The sequence below is a fragment of the Ruegeria sp. HKCCA5929 genome, from assembly GCF_013034525.1.
GTDB lineage: Bacteria > Pseudomonadota > Alphaproteobacteria > Rhodobacterales > Rhodobacteraceae > Ruegeria.
Genome location: NZ_WQGE01000001.1, coordinates 817,239 through 834,605, shown reverse-complemented (window position 1 = coordinate 834,605; position 17,367 = coordinate 817,239). Strand labels below are relative to the sequence as shown.

Here is a 17,367-nt window from a genome sequence, read left to right as displayed (position 1 = left end):
CGCCCCATCCCTTATTTACCCGCGTTCAGCACGCACACCATCCGCGATCTGTTTCATCTGATCGGCAGGCAGGAAGCCACGCAGCATTTCGGTGCCCAGAACAAAAGAAGGCGTACCCGAGATTTGCATCCGTTGCGCCAGCGCTCGGGTGCGGGTGATTTCATCCGTAACGCTGTCGCTGTCCATCGCGGCGATGATCGCATCGCTGTCCAGGCCCAATCCGTCCGAGAGGCGGCGTAAAGAGATTTCATTTGGCTCGCCGGTGAACTCCAGCAGCGCGTCGTGGACCTGTTTGTAAGCGTCGTCTCCGGCCACCTGCTTGGTCGCAACCGCAAAGCGCGAGGACAAGACAGAGGCATCACCCAGAATGGGGAGCTCTTTGATGACAAGGCGGATATTACCGTCTTCGGCCAACAGGCTGGCAACTTCGGGTACGGCACGTCGGCAATAGCCACAGCGGTAATCCATGAATTCGACCAGAGTGATGTCACCGTCCGGGTTTCCGCCCACCCAGCTATAGCCGTCGTTGAAAAGCTCGTCTTCGTTGGCCGCGATCAGTTCCTTGTCAGCCAGCGCTTCGGCTGCGGCGTTGCGCTGTTCCAGGATGTTGATCGCTTCGATAATGACTTCGGGGTTTTCCAGCAGGTATTCCCTTACCTGGGCGCCAAACTCAACCTTTTCGGCATCGCTCATCGCCTTCAGGTCCAGCGCCTGCGCCGAGGTCGCAGCCATGGAAAGCCCCAGAAGGGCGGGTGCAGCATGTCTGAGGATCATTTCCGTTTCCTTTTGTTTCTCTTGAATCGTTCGGATGCAATCAGCACGTCTTGTGCCCTTTGCCAACCCGGTGAACCTTCGGGCAGTCGCGCCACGGCGCGTTTTGCGTGAATTCCGGCATCTTCCAGCCGCCCTTGCAGCGCATACCGCTCGGCTGTCACGGTCGATGCCATGCCGTTGTTACCCACTTTTGCATATGCAACGCCCAGGTCCTGCATCAAACGCGCGTTGCGAAAATCGCGCGCACGCGCTTGTTCCAAGGCAGTAAGGGCCTGCTTAGTCTTGCCTTGCGCCAGCAGGGCCCGCCCATAACCTGCAAGGATCAGGGCATTGTTGGGGGCCATTTCAACGGCATTTGCATAAGCTTCAACTGCTTCGCTTATCTGCCTGTTTTCCAACAGAATTTGCCCCTTCAGATCATAATAAAACGGATCATCCGGACGGATAGCCAACGCTTCATCAATTGCGGCACGGGCTTGGGAGAGGTTGCGGTTTTGATGATGGGCCGAGGCTTCGCGCATCAGGCGAATGTCCCGATCGGTCTCTTCCTTGGCGCGTCGCAAGGTCCAGTTGGGCGATCGCAAAAACGCCGAGAGTTTGCCTTTGACGCGGGCAAACCAGTAGTCGGCGGTCGGATTCGGAACGGCCTTGTCTCCAAATTCGTCCAGAAAAGCTTCGGCTGCGCGCAGGCGTTCGCGGCTGGTGGGGTGCGACCGCATATAGGGATCCTGATTGGCAGCGCTCAGCAACTCCTGTCCTGCGAATTTCCTGTGCAGTTCCACCATGCCGCTTGGTGAGATCCGCGCCCACCGAAGGTAGCTGGCGGCACTGCGATCCGCCGAAGCTTCTTCGGCGCGGGTGTGGCCTAGAAAACTGCGAAGGGCTGCGCCCCGCGTGCCGGCGGCGATGCCAATAGCAGCTTCTCCACCGCCCGCTGCAGCCGCAAGCAGAGCCAAGGCTGTGCCAAGGCCCGCATTACGCTGAGCAGCTTTGAGGTTTTCGGCCCGGCGCGCCAGGTGGCCATTCGCGATATGAGCGGCTTCATGTGCGATGACGGCCTGCAACATTTCCGGGTTCTCTACGCTTAGAATCAGACCGTAGTTCACGTAGATGGCATTGTAGTCGATGACAAAAGCGTTGAACGTGTTGTCGTTGACGACCAGGATTTGAACGCGGTTTGTGTTCAACCCCGCTGCGCGCAGCACGGGAAAGGCCAGTTCACGCAGCCCATACTCGATATCGGGATCGCGGATCAGGCTTTGCGCATGGGTTTGCGCCACTGCCGCCAGCCAGACAACAGCTGCAAGCATCAGAGCCGGGATTGACGCCAGCCTGGATACGCGTTCAAAAGCCATGGCTGCAACATGGGAGATGGGCATGAGAAACTCAACCCGGTCCGGGGTCGATCCGTTTATTGTGATGGACGTGATGGAGGCCGCGCGCAAAGCGGAAGAGGCCGGACGCCATATCATCCACATGGAAGTCGGTCAGCCGGGGACAGGGGCCCCCAAGGGCGCGACTGAAGCGCTGGCAAAGGCAATGGAGCAAGGCCCTTTGGGTTATACGGTGGCTTTGGGGTTGCCTGCGCTCAGGCAGCGGATCGCGCGGCTTTACGGAGAGTGGTATGATGTTGACCTGAACCCGGATCGAGTGGTCATCACCCCCGGATCCTCAGGCGGGTTTCTGCTAACCTTCACGGCGTTGTTCGACAGCGGGGACCGGGTGGGTATCGGCGCGCCCGGTTATCCCTCTTACCGTCAGATCCTCAAGGCGTTGGGTCTGGTGCCCGTCGATCTGCCCACTGCCCCTGAAAACAGGTTGCAACCTGTCGCCGATGACATTCGCGGTATGGACCTGAGGGGGCTGATGGTGGCCTCGCCCGCAAACCCAACCGGCACGATGCTGGATCACGCGGCCATGGGGGCGCTTATTGACGCGGCGCAGGGGCAAGGGGCTTCGTTCATCAGCGACGAAATCTATCACGGGCTGGAATACGAAGCGAAAGCCGTGACAGCGCTGGAACTGACGGATGAGTGTTATGTGATCAACTCATTCTCCAAATATTTCTCGATGACCGGCTGGCGCGTCGGATGGATGGTCGTTCCCGAGGGTCAGGTGCGTGTGGTTGAGCGGATTGCCCAGAACATGTTCATTTGCGCGCCCCATGCCAGCCAGGTTGCGGCACTGGCGGCGATGGATTGCGAAGACGAATTGCAGGCCAATCTGGACGTGTACCGCCGTAACCGTGCGTTGATGCTGGACGGTCTGCCCAAGGCCGGGTTCACGAACATCGCCCCGCCCGATGGTGCGTTTTATGTTTATGCTGACGTATCCGATCTGACCAATGACAGCCGTGCCTTCGCGGCCGAGATTCTGGAAAAGGCAGGCGTTGCGGTGACTCCGGGTCTCGACTTCGATCCCCAGCGCGGTCACACGACCCTGCGTTTCTCTTACGCAAGGGCCACGGCTGATATCGAAGACGGTCTTGAGCGTTTACGCCTGTTCATGGCCGCGCGTGGCGCGATCAGGGAACAGGCCTGAACCGTTCACAAAACGCAGCTAGTGGTATAGGCTGCAGTGCAAACGATCTCGGGAAAACTTGAGGCTATGAGCAGGATATTCTTTTGCATCACCCTGATATGGGCGCTTGCCAGCGGTGCGATGGCGCAGGATTTCAGCGCGCTGGCGCGTGTCCAGCCAGACCAAAGCCGCATTACGGATGTCGGGCGTACTGGGGTGCAGGTGAATATCGGCCTCAGCCAAGGGGTGCCGTACCGGATCTTCACCTTGCAGGACCCGTATCGGATGGTTCTGGACTTTAACGAGGTCGACTGGACGGGTTTGAAGTCGCAGGACTTCCTGCAATCAGATCGCATCAGCGGTGTTCAGTTCGGGGCCTATGTTCCTGGCTGGTCGCGTCTGGTGCTTGAGCTAGGCGCACCCATGGCGGTTGATACAGCGCAATTGTCAGTTGCCGAGGATTCGGGTGCTGCCGTATTGTCCCTGAACCTCAAGGGTACGGATTTCGACACGTTCAACGCAACCGCAGGTGCGCCGCGCAATCCGGGCTGGGACCTGCCGGAACCCGCCAACCTGCCGCATGCGGAACCACGCAGTACCGACCGGCCCCTGCGTGTCATGCTGGATCCGGGTCATGGCGGCATTGATCCGGGTGCCGAAGTCGGCGATGTGAATGAGAAGACGATGATGCTGACTTTCGCGCGTGAGCTGCGGGAAGTTCTTTTGCGTTCAGGCAGATACGAGGTGGTCCTGACGCGGGTTGAGGATCAGTTCGTGTCGCTTGAGCGTCGGATTGCCTTGGCCCATCGCGCGGGCGCCGATCTGTTCATTTCGCTGCACGCTGATTCCCTGTCCGAGGGGCAGGCACATGGCGCGGCGGTCTATACTTTGTCCGATGATGCCTCGGATGTAGCAAGTTCAAAACTGGCCGAGCGACACGACCGGGGGGATTTGCTGTCGGGTGTTGATCTCAGCGGCTCGGACGATCAGGTGGCCGATGTTCTGCTGGATCTGGCGCGGCAGGAAACCAAGCCGCGCACTCGGTCGCTGGCTTCGGCAATTGCCAACGGCATGGCGCAGCAAGGTGGCCCAATGAACCGCAAACCGCTGCGCACAGCGTCTTTTTCCGTGCTCAAGGCGGCGGATATCCCTTCTGTTCTGGTCGAGCTTGGATTCTTGTCCAGTCCCAGAGACCTGAAAAACCTCAAGGATCCGGAATGGCGGTCGAAAATGGCTTTGGGGATTTATCAGGGGCTTGAGGATTGGCGACAGCAGGATGTGATCCGGAAATCCCTGATTGGTCAGTGACCTTGCGGCGCAAACCGGCTAGAATACGCTTGGTGTTTTGACCCTCAGGCGGCGCATCACTATATAGACGGCACCGCGAGAAAAAGGCAGTAACGTGATCCGGTTCATTCTTTCGTTTTTCGGGGCCATCTTCAGCCTCGTAACTTTGGGTATTTTCATGGCCGCACTGGTAATCGGTGCGGTGTTTTGGATGTATGGGCGCGATTTGCCCAGCCATGAATCACTGGCACAGTACAAGCCTCCGACCATCAGCCGGATCTATTCGGGCGAAGGTCAGCTGATCGACGAATTCGCGCAAGAGCGTCGTCTGTTCACCCCATCCGAGGAAATTCCTGATCTGGTGAAGCAGGCTTTTATCTCGGCGGAAGACAAGAACTTTTACACCCATCAGGGATATGACCCGCGTGGTATCATCGCTGCGGGGGTTGAGGCCGTGCGCAGCAAGGGCGAAACCGTACGCGGGGCCTCGACCATCACGCAGCAGGTGATGAAGAACTTCCTGCTATCGGGTGACCGCCGAGCTGAACGCAAGATCAAGGAAATCATCCTCGCCACCCGGCTTGAGGATACCTTGGACAAGGAACAGATCCTCGAGCTTTACATGAACGAGATCTTTCTGGGTCAGAACTCGTACGGTGTGACGGCTGCGGCGCAGACCTATTTCAACAAGACCTTGCAGGAACTTGCTCCGCATGAGGCCGCGATGTTGGCCGCAATGCCAAAGGCACCGTCGGATTACCACCCGGTTCGCCAAAAAGAACGCCTTCTGGCCCGCCGCAACTATGTGCTGCGTGAGATGAACCAGAACGGCTATATTGATCAGGCGACCTATGAGGTCGAAGTAGAAATGCCGCTGCGTTCGGTTCAGAACGGTGACTTTGAAAGCTTCCGCACCGCTTTGCCACCACGTGACTATTTCACCGACGAAATCCGCCGCCAGTTGAGCGAAGATTTCGGCGAAGGCGAGTTCTTTACCGGCGGCTTTACGGTTCGTGCGTCTGTAGACGAAGAAATGCAGATCGAAGCTGCCAAAGCTCTGCGCGAGGCGTTGCAGAAATACGACCGCTCACGCGGCAGGTGGCGTGGAACCGGCGAAGTGATCCCGGAAGAAACGCTGGCGGATGAGGCGCAGTGGCGCGAAGCGTTGTCGATCATGGAAATTCCACGCGATGTGGTGCTACCGACCCGATGGTATCCTGCGGTCGTCCTGAATGTCGCGGATCAGCAACTCACGGTCGGGATCGAAAATGGCCCCGCCGACGGAATTGTCCCACGTTCGGACATCAAGTGGATGCAGGGCGATTTTGCAGCGAATTTCAAACGCGGTGACGTGATCCTTGTGATGGCCGGGGAAGAAGGGCAGTGGTCCGCGCGTCAGGTGCCCGAGGTGCAGGGCGGCTTTGTTGCGATGGATGTGAACTCGGGGCGTGTTCTGGCGATGCAAGGCGGGTTCTCGTATCAGGACACCGTGTTCAATCGCGCCACACAGGCGCAGCGTCAGCCCGGATCGTCTTTCAAACCCTTCGTCTACGCCGCCGCACTGGACAGTGGCTATAGCCCCGCAACCATCGTGGTGGATGCCCCGATTGAGGTGAACACGCCACAGGGTCTGTGGCGTCCCAAGAACTCGTCGAACAAGTTCTACGGACCGACGCCGCTGCGCACCGGGATCGAGCAGTCGCGGAACCTGATGACCATCCGTCTGGCACAAGAAGTCACGATGCCGGTGGTTGCAGGCTATGCGGAACGCTTTGGCGTGTACGACCGGATGGGGGCATTCCTTGCCAACTCGCTGGGGTCCGAAGAGACGACGCTTTACAAGATGGTGGCCGCCTATGCGATGTTTGCCAATGGCGGTCAGCGGGTCGAACCCACTCTGGTCGACCGCATTCAGGACCGTTTCGGCAAAACCATCTATCGCCACGACGACCGTCAGTGTCTGGATTGCGATTCCACATGGATGGCCGCTGATGAATCTCCGACCCTTGTGACGGACCGCCCTCAGGTCATGGATGCGATCACAGCCTATCAGTTGACCTCAATGATGACGGGCGTTGTGGATCGTGGCACTGCTTCGCGTTATGTCAACCTGCCGGTTCCGACAGCGGGAAAGACCGGAACCACCAATGAATCCAAGGATGCGTGGTTCATCGGATTTACCTCGAACATCGTGGCGGGATGCTACATCGGCTACGACCGCCCGCGTCCGATGGGGCGGGGGGCTTACGGCGGCACGATGTGTGGCCCTGTGTTCCAAAGCTTCATGGAAAAAGCTGTCGAGAAATACGGCGGCGGTCCGTTCGAAGTGCCGGAAGGCGGTCATTTCATCAAGATCGACCGGTTTAGCGGCGCACGGCTGCCTGACGATGCCAGCGGTGACTATGTTGTTGCTGAATTCTTCCGTGATGGCGTCGATGGCTTTATCGACCGCGTCTATGACGGCGGCTTTGCCATCGGTTCGGATCTGCCCTTGTTCGAGGAAGTACAGCGCGCAGGCGTTCAGGTTCAGACCTCGACAGGTCAGACGGTCACCGTCGGGCCCAAGGCCACGCAGGGCGACCTGAGCACTGGCGGGCTTTACTGATCAGATAGATACAGAAGCAGATTCAAAAGGTCTGCTTCCGGATCGTTATCGATTGCACCGTCCGATCGCCAGTAAATGGACAAGGCGCATTTGGCAGCGGCCCATTGGGCCAGACGTTTCTTTGGCACTTTCAGCGCTTTGGAGTAGAGCGACAGGCAGGTTTCGATCTGCCGAGGATCACGCACCAAATCTCGCATTCCTTTTGGGTGGCGTAATGCATTTGCCAGCTCAAACGCCGGGTCTCCGATATACCCTTTGGCATCGAAAACCCGTGGGCCTGCATCGGTCATGATGATGTTGTCAGGGTGAAGATCCCCGTGAAGGGGCACGGGCGTTAGTTGGCTTTTCAACAGATGCCGGCCCATGGCCATGGCGGAAAGCACGTCGTTGCGCAGAAGGGTTGGGCATGTTGGCGCAAAAGCGCAGTTAAACAACGGGGTGAAAACCTGGTCCAGGGGTCTCAAACCCTGAACCCGGACGGAGGCTTTCCCATGCAGACGCGCTGCAGTTTCGGCAAGGATTCTAGTGGTGTCATCGGGGCGTCCCGAACGCGCAATGTCACCTAATGACGGGCCATCCAGCCATTCCATCAGAACAGCGCTCCGCTCTTCGTTGAAAATACGAACCGCACCTCGGTCTCGCCACGCATTTAACAGCGCGCTGCCGGGTGCTTCGTTGCCGCGATCCGGTCTGCGATAGAGTTTCAATGCGGCGGGTCCGTGTTTCGATAGCACTTTCCAAACCTGCGCCTGACCGGTCTCGGCAACCAGCTCTGGCTGCTGCAGGTTCCATTCGTCCAGAAACTCGTCGCATGTGCTTGGCATTCGCGTCCGGCCCGTCTTGTGGTGTCTCGCACCTCTTGCTATCACGCAAGCCTGATTGAGCAAGTTGGGACAAGACCATGCGCGCCGAAACCCAGAACATCGTGGCGGAAATCGAAAAGTCGCTGGAGCTGTTGGCGCAGCGTATGGACTATGAAACCGCGCCGCATCGCCTTGAGGAATTCAACGCGCGTGTCGAAGATCCGAACCTGTGGGACAACCCTGAAAACGCGCAGAAGCTGATGCGCGAACGGCAGATGCTGGTTGACGCCATCGAGACCTATGAAACCATCAAGACCGATCTCAGCGACAATATCGAGCTGATCGAACTGGGCGAGATGGAAGAGGATGAAGAGGTCGTTCAGGACGCCGAAGCTGCGATCAAGGCGCTACAGGGCAAAGCCGCCAAGAAAGAGCTTGAAGCATTGCTGGACGGTGAGGCCGACAGCAACGACACCTTCCTTGAAATCAACTCGGGCGCAGGTGGTACCGAAAGTTGTGACTGGGCTTCGATGCTGGCGCGGATGTACGTTCGCTGGGCCGAGAAAAAGGGCTATACGGTTGAGCTGCAGTCCGAAACGGCAGGCGAAGAGGCGGGCATCAAATCTGCCGCTTACAAGATCTCGGGCCACAACGCTTATGGCTGGCTGAAATCGGAAAGCGGTGTACACCGGCTGGTGCGGATTTCGCCTTTTGACTCGGCGGCGAAACGCCATACCTCGTTCAGCTCGGTTTGGGTCTATCCGGTGGTGGATGACAATATCGAGATAGAGGTGAACCCGGCCGACATCCGCATCGACACCTACCGGTCCTCCGGCGCAGGTGGTCAGCACGTCAACACCACGGACTCGGCGGTACGGATAACGCACATTCCAACCGGGATTGTGGTGACCTCGTCCGAGAAATCGCAGCACCAGAACCGCGATATCGCCATGAAGGCACTGAAATCGCGCTTGTATCAACAGGAACTGGATCGTCGGAACGCCGATATCAACGCCGCGCATGAGGCCAAAGGCGATGCAGGTTGGGGCAACCAGATCCGGTCCTACGTGTTGCAGCCGTACCAGATGGTGAAAGACCTGCGCACGAACCACGAAACTTCGGACACCAAGGGCGTGTTGGATGGTGATCTGGATGGATTCATGGCAGCAACGCTGGCTCTGAACGTGGCAGGTAAAAGCCGGTCCGAGGCACAGGGCGACAGCTAAGGTGAACCGCCAGAGCTCTTTTCTGAACCTGCTGAAAGGGCACTGGCAGCTTATCCTGATCACCACATTGGTGTTTCTGCTTTGGAACACACCCGTTGTGGTTCCGCTGAAAATTCTGATCGTCTTTCTGCATGAGCTGTCTCACGCCGTGACGATTATTTTGACCGGCGGCTCGGTCGAAAGCTTTTCGATCTCACCACAGCAGGGTGGGCTGGTGATCGGTCGGGGTGGCAACCGGTTTCTCAGCCTGTCCGCCGGGTATCTTGGCTCGCTTTTGCTGGGCATGGGCCTTTTGATCATTGCTTTGCGCACGCGGGCTGACCGTACCGTTCTGGCAGGTTTTGGCGGGGTCATGTGTTTGGTGGCTCTGCTTTACATCCGCGATTTGTTTGCACTTGTGTTTTGTATCGGTGTCGGGTCGGCGATGATCGCCACCGCCTGGTATCTGCGCCGCGAGGTCAGCGACCTTGTGCTGCGCGTCATCGGGTTGACCAGCGTGATCTATGTGCCGTTCGACATCTTTGACGACACGATCCGGCGTTCTGGGATGCGGTCCGATGCGTTCATGTTGGCCGAGGAGTTCGGCGGAACAACAATGATGTGGGGCGGGGTGTGGTTGGTGCTGAGTGCCCTCGCGATTTATCTGTGCCTGCGTCATTGCCTTGGGCCGGACAGCAACTTGCATTTTGGTCGTACGGCAAGGTGAAGTGTTCCAGTGCTGTGGTGGTGAAAAGATACATTTAAACAGTGGGTTTAAATGAGTTGAACCGCTCGCTAGGCTGTTGAAGACGAACAACAGACCGGCGTGTTATGGACCTGACCAGGATATCGGCTGCAGAGCTTTTGAAACAACTGATAACCCGACAGGTTTCAGCCACGGATGTGATGCGCTCCACACTTGATCGTATCGCGGCGGTGAATGGCGATGTGAATGCTATCGTTGCGCTGCGCGATGAGAGTGCGTTGATGGACGAGGCGCGCAAGCACGACAGTGGCCCAATCACCGGCCCGCTGCACGGGCTGCCAATTGCGGTCAAGGATTTGGTCAATGTGGCCGGTGTGGTCTCGTCTCATGGATCACCGCTGTTCAAGGGTGTCGTGCCGGATAGTGACGATCTGATTGCGGCCCGGATGCGGGATGCGGGGGCGATCCTGATCGGAAAGACCAACACGCCGGAATTCGGATTGGGCTCGCACACATTCAACCCGGTCTATGGTGCGACGCGCAACCCGTATGACGCCGACCATACCTGCGGGGGTTCGTCCGGTGGGGCGGCGGTGGCCCTGGCCACGGGTATGGTGGCGCTTGCAGACGGATCCGACATGATGGGCAGTCTGCGTAATCCAGCGGCCTGGAACAATGTCTACGGCTTTCGCCCAAGCTGGGGCAGGGTGCCGTCTGACCCTGTCGGCGACAGCTTTCTGCATCAGTTGTCAACACTTGGCCCCATGGCCCGCAGCCCCAAGGATCTGGGCATTTTGCTCGACGTGATTTCAGGGCCAGACCCGCGCCTGCCTTTAGCCTCTGAAAGTACTCTGGTGTCACCGGTGACACCGGCGGACATGCAGGGGCTGCGGATCGGTTGGCTTGGGGATTGGGGCGGTGCGTTCCCGATCGAGCCTGGCATTCTGGACCTGTGCAAAGGTGCGTTGGCCGTGTGTGAAAACCTTGGCGCTGATGTGCAAGACGTGGATCCGCCTTTCGATGCTGAACAGCTTTGGAAAAGTTGGATCACGCTGCGGTCGTTCAGCGTTGCGTCGGGGCTGGAGCCCTTGGCCGCACAAAAAGATCATCTGAAAGATACCGCACAATGGGAACTGGATCGCGGCCTGTCCATGCGCGCGATGGAGGTGCAGCACGCCAGCGTTATCCGCTCTGACTGGTTCCGCTGCGCGGCGGACCTGTTCACTCGGTTTGACGCACTGGTTCTGCCATCCGCACAGGTCTGGCACTTCGGGATCGAGACCCCGTACCCGACCAGTATCGCGGGTCGGGCCATGGATACCTATCACCGTTGGATGCACGTCACAGTGCCGGTCAGCCTGATTGGATTGCCCTGTTTGGCGGCGCCTGCTGGCTTTGGATCAAACGGATTACCGATGGGGTTCCAGCTGTTTGGGCCAAGGGGCTCAGACAAGAAACTACTGTCAATTGGGGCGGCCTATCATGCCGAAACCAACTGGCCAAATAAGAGACCGGCGATGCCATAACGCCGGACAGGGAGGAGAGGACATCATGGAAAAGCCTTTTGGAGTGCCGGAAATGCGACCGGTTGATACCGACATGCTGCGCTCGGCATTGCAGCGCGCATGGGCCGATTTTCGTCGCGCACCTTTATTCGGGCTGATCTTTGCGGGCTTTTATGTGCTGGCGGGCTGGGCCATGGCGTGGGTGACTGTGCAAACCGGAACAACCTTCTGGCTGGTGCTGGCGGCCATCGGGTTTCCGTTGATCGGACCTTTCGCAGCGGTCGGGCTTTACGAGGTCTCGCACCGGCTTGAGCAGGGTGAGCCCCTGGATTTTGGCGCAATCTTTGGTGTGGTGCTTCAGCAGAGCCGTAGGCAGTTGCCGTCGATCTGCGCGATCATCGTTGTGATGTTTCTGTTCTGGTTCTTTTTGGGGCACATGATCTTTGCCCTGTTTCTGGGGCTGGCAACGATGACGAACATCTCGACCTCGACCGAAGTCTTCTTCACTCTGAACGGCCTAACTATGCTGGCCGTTGGAACGGCGGTAGGGGCGATCTTTGCGACCGTTCTGTATATGATCACCGTTCTGTCGATCCCGTTGCTGCTGGATCGTGAACTGGATTTTGTTACAGCCATGATCACAAGCTTTTCCTACGTAAAGGAAAACCTGTTTGTCATGCTGGGCTGGGGCGCCTTTATTGCGGTTCTAACGTTCGTGGCGATGGTGCCGTGGTTTCTGGGGTTGTTAGTTGTGCTGCCTTTGCTCGGCCACGCCAGCTGGCATCTGTATCGGCAGATCACGCAGGGTGATGGTCGGCCGGAAGCCGCAATCGCGACCGATTAGAAATGCTGCGCCAGATTGTTTGTGGACAGGCGCGCAGCGGCAAAAATCGCTGCTGAGTCGTGCCCCAGATACTTGAGGACTACCGGTTCCGGGTTGGATGTATCGGCCGAGTTGACCACAGATCCGCGCCATTGAACCGCGGTTCCCGTGGCATCGGGTGAGATCAGATAGACCCGGCTGTTATGTCCGCCCCGCTGGGATGTCAGCATGTACACGGTATCGCCGCTACAGGCTGCGATCCCTTGTATCTCACGGGCCTGCGGAGTGGATTCGGGCATCGCCGCACGTGAAACATAGCCCCGTATCAAGGTGCATTGGGTCAGTGGTCGGGCGTGCAACAATGTCATGCGATGCTCGTCCGAAAGGCTTTCGATCACCGCATAAAACCCGGGTGCAAACGGCGATTTCTCAATCGCGTCTGACCCGGAGCCCAGAAACTCGGTCAGGGCTGAGGTTGCCGGGTGACTCTCAGACTTTTCGATCTCATCCAGCGGTTTCAGAAGGATGCGGGCGTCCACGTCGAAAAAACGACAGATCCGGTCCAGAACATCCGGTCGGGGCACGCTTTCGCCAGAGAGATACCTGTTAAACTGCGTCCGGTTCACCCCGAGTTTGCGGCACAGGGCCGAGATCGAGCGATGTTGCTGCGCCAAGCGCCGAAGATTCTCGCTGAACATTGCGCGTAGCTCTTCAGGACTGCGGGTATCGTCGGTCATGGCCGTCCAAGTGTTGCTTTGCCTTCGGATGAAACCAACTGAACAGCACGGCCAAGGCCAGTTGAACAGTGATAAATCGCACAGAATAACCCCAAGCAACGTATCCCCACGTCGCGTTGCACACCCAACGCTAGCGCCGTATAGCGCAAAGGCAATAGGCTTTATCTGAAAATGACTGATCTTTATCCGGAAGCTCGGGCCCCTATTGCAATTATAGCGCAACAAGGCCAGGTGGGCGGCGAGCGCATTGCGCCGCCAACCCATGAAGTATCCCCGCCCCAAAATACCTCGGAACGGGCGCTAAGTTTAATCGCCGCGCAGCAACGCTGCGACACCGGTCCGCGCTATCTCGACAAGGCCAAGCGGGCGCATGAGATCGGCAAACGCATCGATCTTGTCAGGCGCGCCGGTGATTTCAAAAATGAATGAGTTGAGCGTGCTGTCGACTACATTGGCGCGGAAAATATCGGCCAGGCGCAATGCCTCGACCCGTTTGTCTCCTTCACCAACCACTTTGATGATGGCCAATTCCCGTTCGACCGATGGGCCTTCGACCGTCAGATCATGCACATCATGCACGGTCACGATCCGGCCCAACTGCGCCTTGATCTGCTCGATCACCTGAGGGGTTCCGGTGGTGACGATGGTGATGCGGCTGAGATGGCCGGTGTGATCCACCTCGGCCACGGTCAGGCTTTCGATGTTATAGCCACGGCCAGAGAACAATCCGATGACACGGGCCAGTACGCCGGGTTCGTTTTCGACCAGAACCGCGATCGTGTGGCGTTCCTGTACGTCCGAGAAGGTGGGGCGTAGGTTATAGGCAGAATGGCGGGTAGAGCCTTTTTTGATATGTAGGGCAGACATATTTGTCCCTTTCATCATCCTTGAGATGCCGGGCGCAACAAGGCGCCCGACTAAATCCGTCGAATTGCGTTAAACCAGAACCGAACCTTTAGAGTCGATCACGCCCTGCGTCTCGGCCTCGCCCAGCAGCATCTCGTTATGGGCCTTGCCCGACGGGATCATGGGGAAGCAGTTCTCGTGCTTTTCAACCAGACAGTCGAAGATCACCGGGCCGTCATAGGTGATCATTTCCATGATCGCATCGTCCAGATCGGCGGGGTCGGAACACAGGATGCCTTTCGCGCCAAACGCTTCAGCCAGCTTGACAAAATCGGGCAGGGCCTCGGACCAGCTGTGCGAATACCGCTCGCCATGCAGCAACTCCTGCCACTGGCGGACCATGCCCAGACGTTCGTTGTTCAGGATGAACTGTTTCACCGGCAGGCGGTACTGAACGGCGGTGCCCATTTCCTGCATGTTCATCAGCCACGACGCTTCACCAGCCACGTTGATCACCAGCGCATCCGGGTGCGCCATCTGCACACCGATAGAGGCGGGGAAGCCATAGCCCATCGTGCCCAGACCACCCGAGGTCATCCATCGGTTCGGATCTTCGAAGCCAAGATATTGCGCGGCCCACATCTGGTGCTGGCCCACTTCGGTGGTGATGTAGCGGTCGTGCTTTTTGGTCAGTTCCTCAAGCCGTTGCAACGCGTGCTGAGGTTTGATGGTCTTTTCGCTGGCTGTGAAGGCAAGGCAGTTCACCTTGCGCCACTCAGAGATCTGCGCCTGCCATTGCTTGATAGCCGCCGCGTCGGTCTTGCGACCGCGCGCTTTCCAGACCTTCAGGATGTCTTCCAGCACATGGGCCACATCGCCCACAATCGGGATATCGACGCGGATCACCTTGTTGATGGACGAGGGGTCAATATCGATATGCGCTTTCTTCGAGTTTGGAGAGAACGCATCGACGCGCCCGGTGATCCGGTCATCGAACCGCGCACCGATATTGATCATCAGGTCGCAGTCATGCATCGCAAGGTTGGCCTCATAGAGACCATGCATTCCCAACATGCCCAGCCAGTTTTCACCGGACGCCGGGTAGGCCCCCAATCCCATCAGGGTCGAGGTGACCGGGATACCAGTCGAATCGACCAGCTCGCGCAGCAGTTGGCTGGCCGCGGGGCCCGAGTTGATCACGCCGCCACCTGTGTAGAAAACCGGCTTTTTGGCGGTTTCGATGGCCGCAACCAGCTCGGTGATTTCCTCAAGGTCGCCCTTCAATACCGGCTGGTAATGCGATGTCGAAGGCTTCGGGCTGGTGTATTCGCCGGACGCAAACTGAACGTCCTTGGGGATGTCGATCAACACAGGGCCGGGGCGGCCCGAGGTAGCGACATGGAACGCCTCATGCATGGTCTCGGCCAGCGAATCCGTATCCTTCACCAGCCAGTTATGCTTGGTGCAGGGGCGGGTGATGCCAACTGTGTCAGCCTCTTGAAACGCGTCTGATCCAATCATGAAGGTCGGCACCTGACCCGTCAGAACCACAATCGGGATCGAATCCATCAAAGCATCAGTCAGGCCGGTGACAGCGTTGGTCGCCCCGGGGCCGGAGGTTACAAGCGCAACGCCGGGCTTGCCGGTCGAACGCGCATAGCCTTCGGCTGCGTGAACCGCACCTTGTTCGTGACGCACCAGAATGTGGCGAATGTCATTCTGCAGAAAGATCTCATCATAGATCGGTAGGACGGCGCCACCGGGGTATCCGAATACCGTGTCCACGCCCTGATCCTTGAGGGCCTGAACCACCATCTTTGCGCCGGTCATCTCACGTGTCATCTGCTTTGCTCCGTTCGCGACATGTGTCTTGCGTTTTGCCAAAAAAAAGCCCCCGATTTTTTCGGAGGCGCATGGGTTCGATTATGGTTTTCCGTTACCGGCCCATGCGCGTTTTTCCTACGATTACGACTAGCGCTTTCATCGCCAGAGGCTCCTTCTTTGCGTGCAGGGACATTATGGTCGGGGGGAAGGGGCGTCAACAGGCAAAATCGCAAATTTCCTGTCCTGAGGGCGGTATTTTGCGACATTTTATTGCGCAGATTGCCGCATGTTGGGAACTTCCGGGAAAACGCGGCGCGATTCCCTGGTTTTGCCGTCGCGTTTTGGGGTCTGAAAGCGTCAAGCCAATGTCTGAAATTGGCATGATCCGCCGATATGTCTGCTGCACGGTCATCCGTAGGGCGCATGCAAGGGAGGCGGAAAATGCTGCAAGACCTGGTAGACCTTGGACGGTACCCGATCGATTGCCCAGACTCTCCAGCCTATGATCGGTTGATCAGAGATTTGAGGCAGGAGCTGGAGCATGATGGTTGCGCGGTCCTGCCCGGGTTTGTGCATGAAAAAGGCATCGAGCTTTTGGCCGAGGAAGCCGATGCCGTTGCCCCCAACGCGCACCGCTCTTTCAGCCGCACAAACGCATATTTCACCAAGGACGATCCACGATTTGGTATCGGGCATCCGATACGTCGGTTCTATGAACGTTCAAACGCCTTTGTCCCGGCGGACAACTTCCATCAGTCCGGTCCCTTGCGGCGGATTTATGAGTTCGCGGACTTTCTGCCGTTCATTCGGGAAGCTCTGAATGAACCCGAGGATCGGTTCTTCCGCTATGATGATCCGCTTGCGGATGTGATCATCAACGTGGTGGAAGAAGGGCAAGGCTTTCCCTGGCACTTCGATACGAACAACTACACAGTGACCCTGGCCATCCAGAATGGCGAGGCAGGAGGGGCGTTCGAATACGTTCCCAATCTTCGCACATCTGAAGACGAGAACTTTGCTCAGGTAGCCTCGGTTCTGGACGGCAACATGACGCGTGTTCACCAACTAGAACTTCAGCCTGGGGATCTGCAGATTTTCAAGGGGAGGTATTCACTGCACCGGGTGGCACCTGTCACGGGACAGCGACGCCGCTACGTCGGAATTTTCTCGTTTGTCGAAGCTGAAGGCATGTGCGGCGGGGTCGAGCGGACGCAGCAGCTTTATGGCCGTGTGTTGCCGCACCACTATGAACGCGCGGGTCTGCGCAAAGATCAATTGCTGGATTGAAAACCCGTCGTGGGTAAACTGAAGCGGTTCATGGTCGGAGCTTCAAATGCCTGAGATTTTGCAACTTACCCCATTCGTGCTGTGTTCGTCCTTGCAGAACCAGATCGATTTCTACTGTGACCGACTTGGGTTTTCCTGCGGGTTCAGGCAGGAAAACTACGCCTTCCTGTCGCTCGGGTCGGTGGCTATTCGCTTGTTGGAATGTCCCGCGCGGGAAGACGGCAAGTCACTGGGCGACGATCAGTCGTTTTACATTGATGTCGACGATGTAGACGGCCTGTACGAAAGCCTGAAATCCGGGCTGGCTGATTTGCCCGAAGGGCGCGTGCGCCCGCCGTTTGACCAACCTTATCTTCAGCGCGAATTTCACGTTTTGGACGAGGACGGAACACTGGTGTTTTTTGGGCAGGACATAAGACCCCGGACCTGAGTACCCGCCCGGCGT

General features: G+C 57.9%; 15 protein-coding genes. 9 read left to right on the top strand and 6 right to left on the bottom strand.

From position 1 onward, the window contains the following. Positions 1–15: 15 nt before the first annotated feature. On the bottom strand, positions 16–774 hold the full coding sequence (locus tag GOV90_RS04160) for a DsbA family protein (protein WP_171090632.1): 759 nt from the start codon (positions 772–774) through the stop codon (positions 16–18). After that, entirely contained in the window at positions 771–2,153 is a 1,383-nt protein-coding gene (locus GOV90_RS04155; RefSeq protein WP_171090630.1) for a M48 family metalloprotease, read from the bottom strand. Before GOV90_RS04155 ends, GOV90_RS04160 begins: the two co-directional genes overlap by 4 nt. Here GOV90_RS04155 and GOV90_RS04150 point away from each other — a divergent pair. The 3 genes from GOV90_RS04150 (at position 2,152) to GOV90_RS04140 (ending at position 7,186) form a co-directional block, all read left to right on the top strand. Beyond that, complete coding sequence (locus GOV90_RS04150) at positions 2,152–3,315, top strand: pyridoxal phosphate-dependent aminotransferase (RefSeq protein ID WP_171090629.1); 1,164 nt, start codon at positions 2,152–2,154, stop codon at positions 3,313–3,315. The genes GOV90_RS04155 and GOV90_RS04150 overlap by 2 nt on opposite strands. Before the next feature lie 66 nt (positions 3,316–3,381). Continuing rightward, positions 3,382–4,602, top strand: a complete 1,221-nt coding sequence (locus tag GOV90_RS04145; protein ID WP_171172815.1) for an N-acetylmuramoyl-L-alanine amidase — start codon at positions 3,382–3,384, stop codon at positions 4,600–4,602. Positions 4,603–4,696: 94 nt separating this feature from the next. Next, entirely contained in the window at positions 4,697–7,186 is a 2,490-nt protein-coding gene (locus GOV90_RS04140; protein WP_171090625.1) for a PBP1A family penicillin-binding protein, read from the top strand. Here the strand turns inward: GOV90_RS04140 and GOV90_RS04135 are convergent. Continuing rightward, a complete protein-coding gene (locus GOV90_RS04135; RefSeq protein WP_171090623.1) occupies positions 7,180–8,010 on the bottom strand; it encodes an aminoglycoside phosphotransferase family protein in 831 nt (276 codons plus the stop codon). The two genes, GOV90_RS04140 and GOV90_RS04135, sit on opposite strands and share 7 nt — an antisense overlap. A gap of 77 nt (positions 8,011–8,087) precedes the next feature. Here GOV90_RS04135 and prfB point away from each other — a divergent pair, with 77 nt between their 5' ends. The 4 genes from prfB to GOV90_RS04115 all read left to right on the top strand — a co-directional run bounded on the left by prfB (position 8,088) and on the right by GOV90_RS04115 (position 12,249). Next, a complete protein-coding gene (gene prfB / locus GOV90_RS04130) occupies positions 8,088–9,215 on the top strand; it encodes a peptide chain release factor 2 (RefSeq protein ID WP_171090621.1) in 1,128 nt (375 codons plus the stop codon). A 1-nt stretch (position 9,216) separates the two neighbouring features. Continuing rightward, positions 9,217–9,921, top strand: a complete 705-nt coding sequence (locus GOV90_RS04125) for a M50 family metallopeptidase (protein WP_256367915.1) — start codon at positions 9,217–9,219, stop codon at positions 9,919–9,921. A 104-nt stretch (positions 9,922–10,025) separates the two neighbouring features. Next, complete coding sequence (locus tag GOV90_RS04120) at positions 10,026–11,426, top strand: amidase (RefSeq protein WP_171090620.1); 1,401 nt, start codon at positions 10,026–10,028, stop codon at positions 11,424–11,426. A 25-nt stretch (positions 11,427–11,451) separates the two neighbouring features. Beyond that, the gene (locus tag GOV90_RS04115) at positions 11,452–12,249 is read left to right on the top strand and encodes a DUF2189 domain-containing protein (RefSeq protein ID WP_171090618.1); all 798 of its coding nucleotides are present in this window, start codon (positions 11,452–11,454) and stop codon (positions 12,247–12,249) included. On the opposite strand, the gene GOV90_RS04110 is transcribed toward GOV90_RS04115, so the two are convergent. The 3 genes from GOV90_RS04110 to GOV90_RS04100 form a co-directional block, all read right to left on the bottom strand. Then, positions 12,246–12,965, bottom strand: coding sequence for a helix-turn-helix domain-containing protein (locus tag GOV90_RS04110; protein ID WP_171090616.1), 720 nt, complete (start codon positions 12,963–12,965; stop codon positions 12,246–12,248). The genes GOV90_RS04115 and GOV90_RS04110 overlap by 4 nt on opposite strands. A 306-nt stretch (positions 12,966–13,271) precedes the next feature. Beyond that, on the bottom strand, positions 13,272–13,832 hold the full coding sequence (gene ilvN, locus GOV90_RS04105; RefSeq protein WP_170382781.1) for an acetolactate synthase small subunit: 561 nt from the start codon (positions 13,830–13,832) through the stop codon (positions 13,272–13,274). Between the two features lie 69 nt (positions 13,833–13,901). Beyond that, entirely contained in the window at positions 13,902–15,653 is a 1,752-nt protein-coding gene (locus tag GOV90_RS04100; protein ID WP_171090613.1) for an acetolactate synthase 3 large subunit, read from the bottom strand. A 423-nt stretch (positions 15,654–16,076) separates the two neighbouring features. Between GOV90_RS04100 and GOV90_RS04095 the strand changes: the two genes are divergently transcribed. Continuing rightward, a complete protein-coding gene (locus GOV90_RS04095) occupies positions 16,077–16,922 on the top strand; it encodes a 2OG-Fe(II) oxygenase (RefSeq protein ID WP_171090611.1) in 846 nt (281 codons plus the stop codon). A gap of 46 nt (positions 16,923–16,968) precedes the next feature. Continuing rightward, the gene (locus GOV90_RS04090) at positions 16,969–17,352 is read left to right on the top strand and encodes a VOC family protein (RefSeq protein WP_171090609.1); all 384 of its coding nucleotides are present in this window, start codon (positions 16,969–16,971) and stop codon (positions 17,350–17,352) included. The last annotated feature ends 15 nt before the right edge of the window (positions 17,353–17,367 follow it).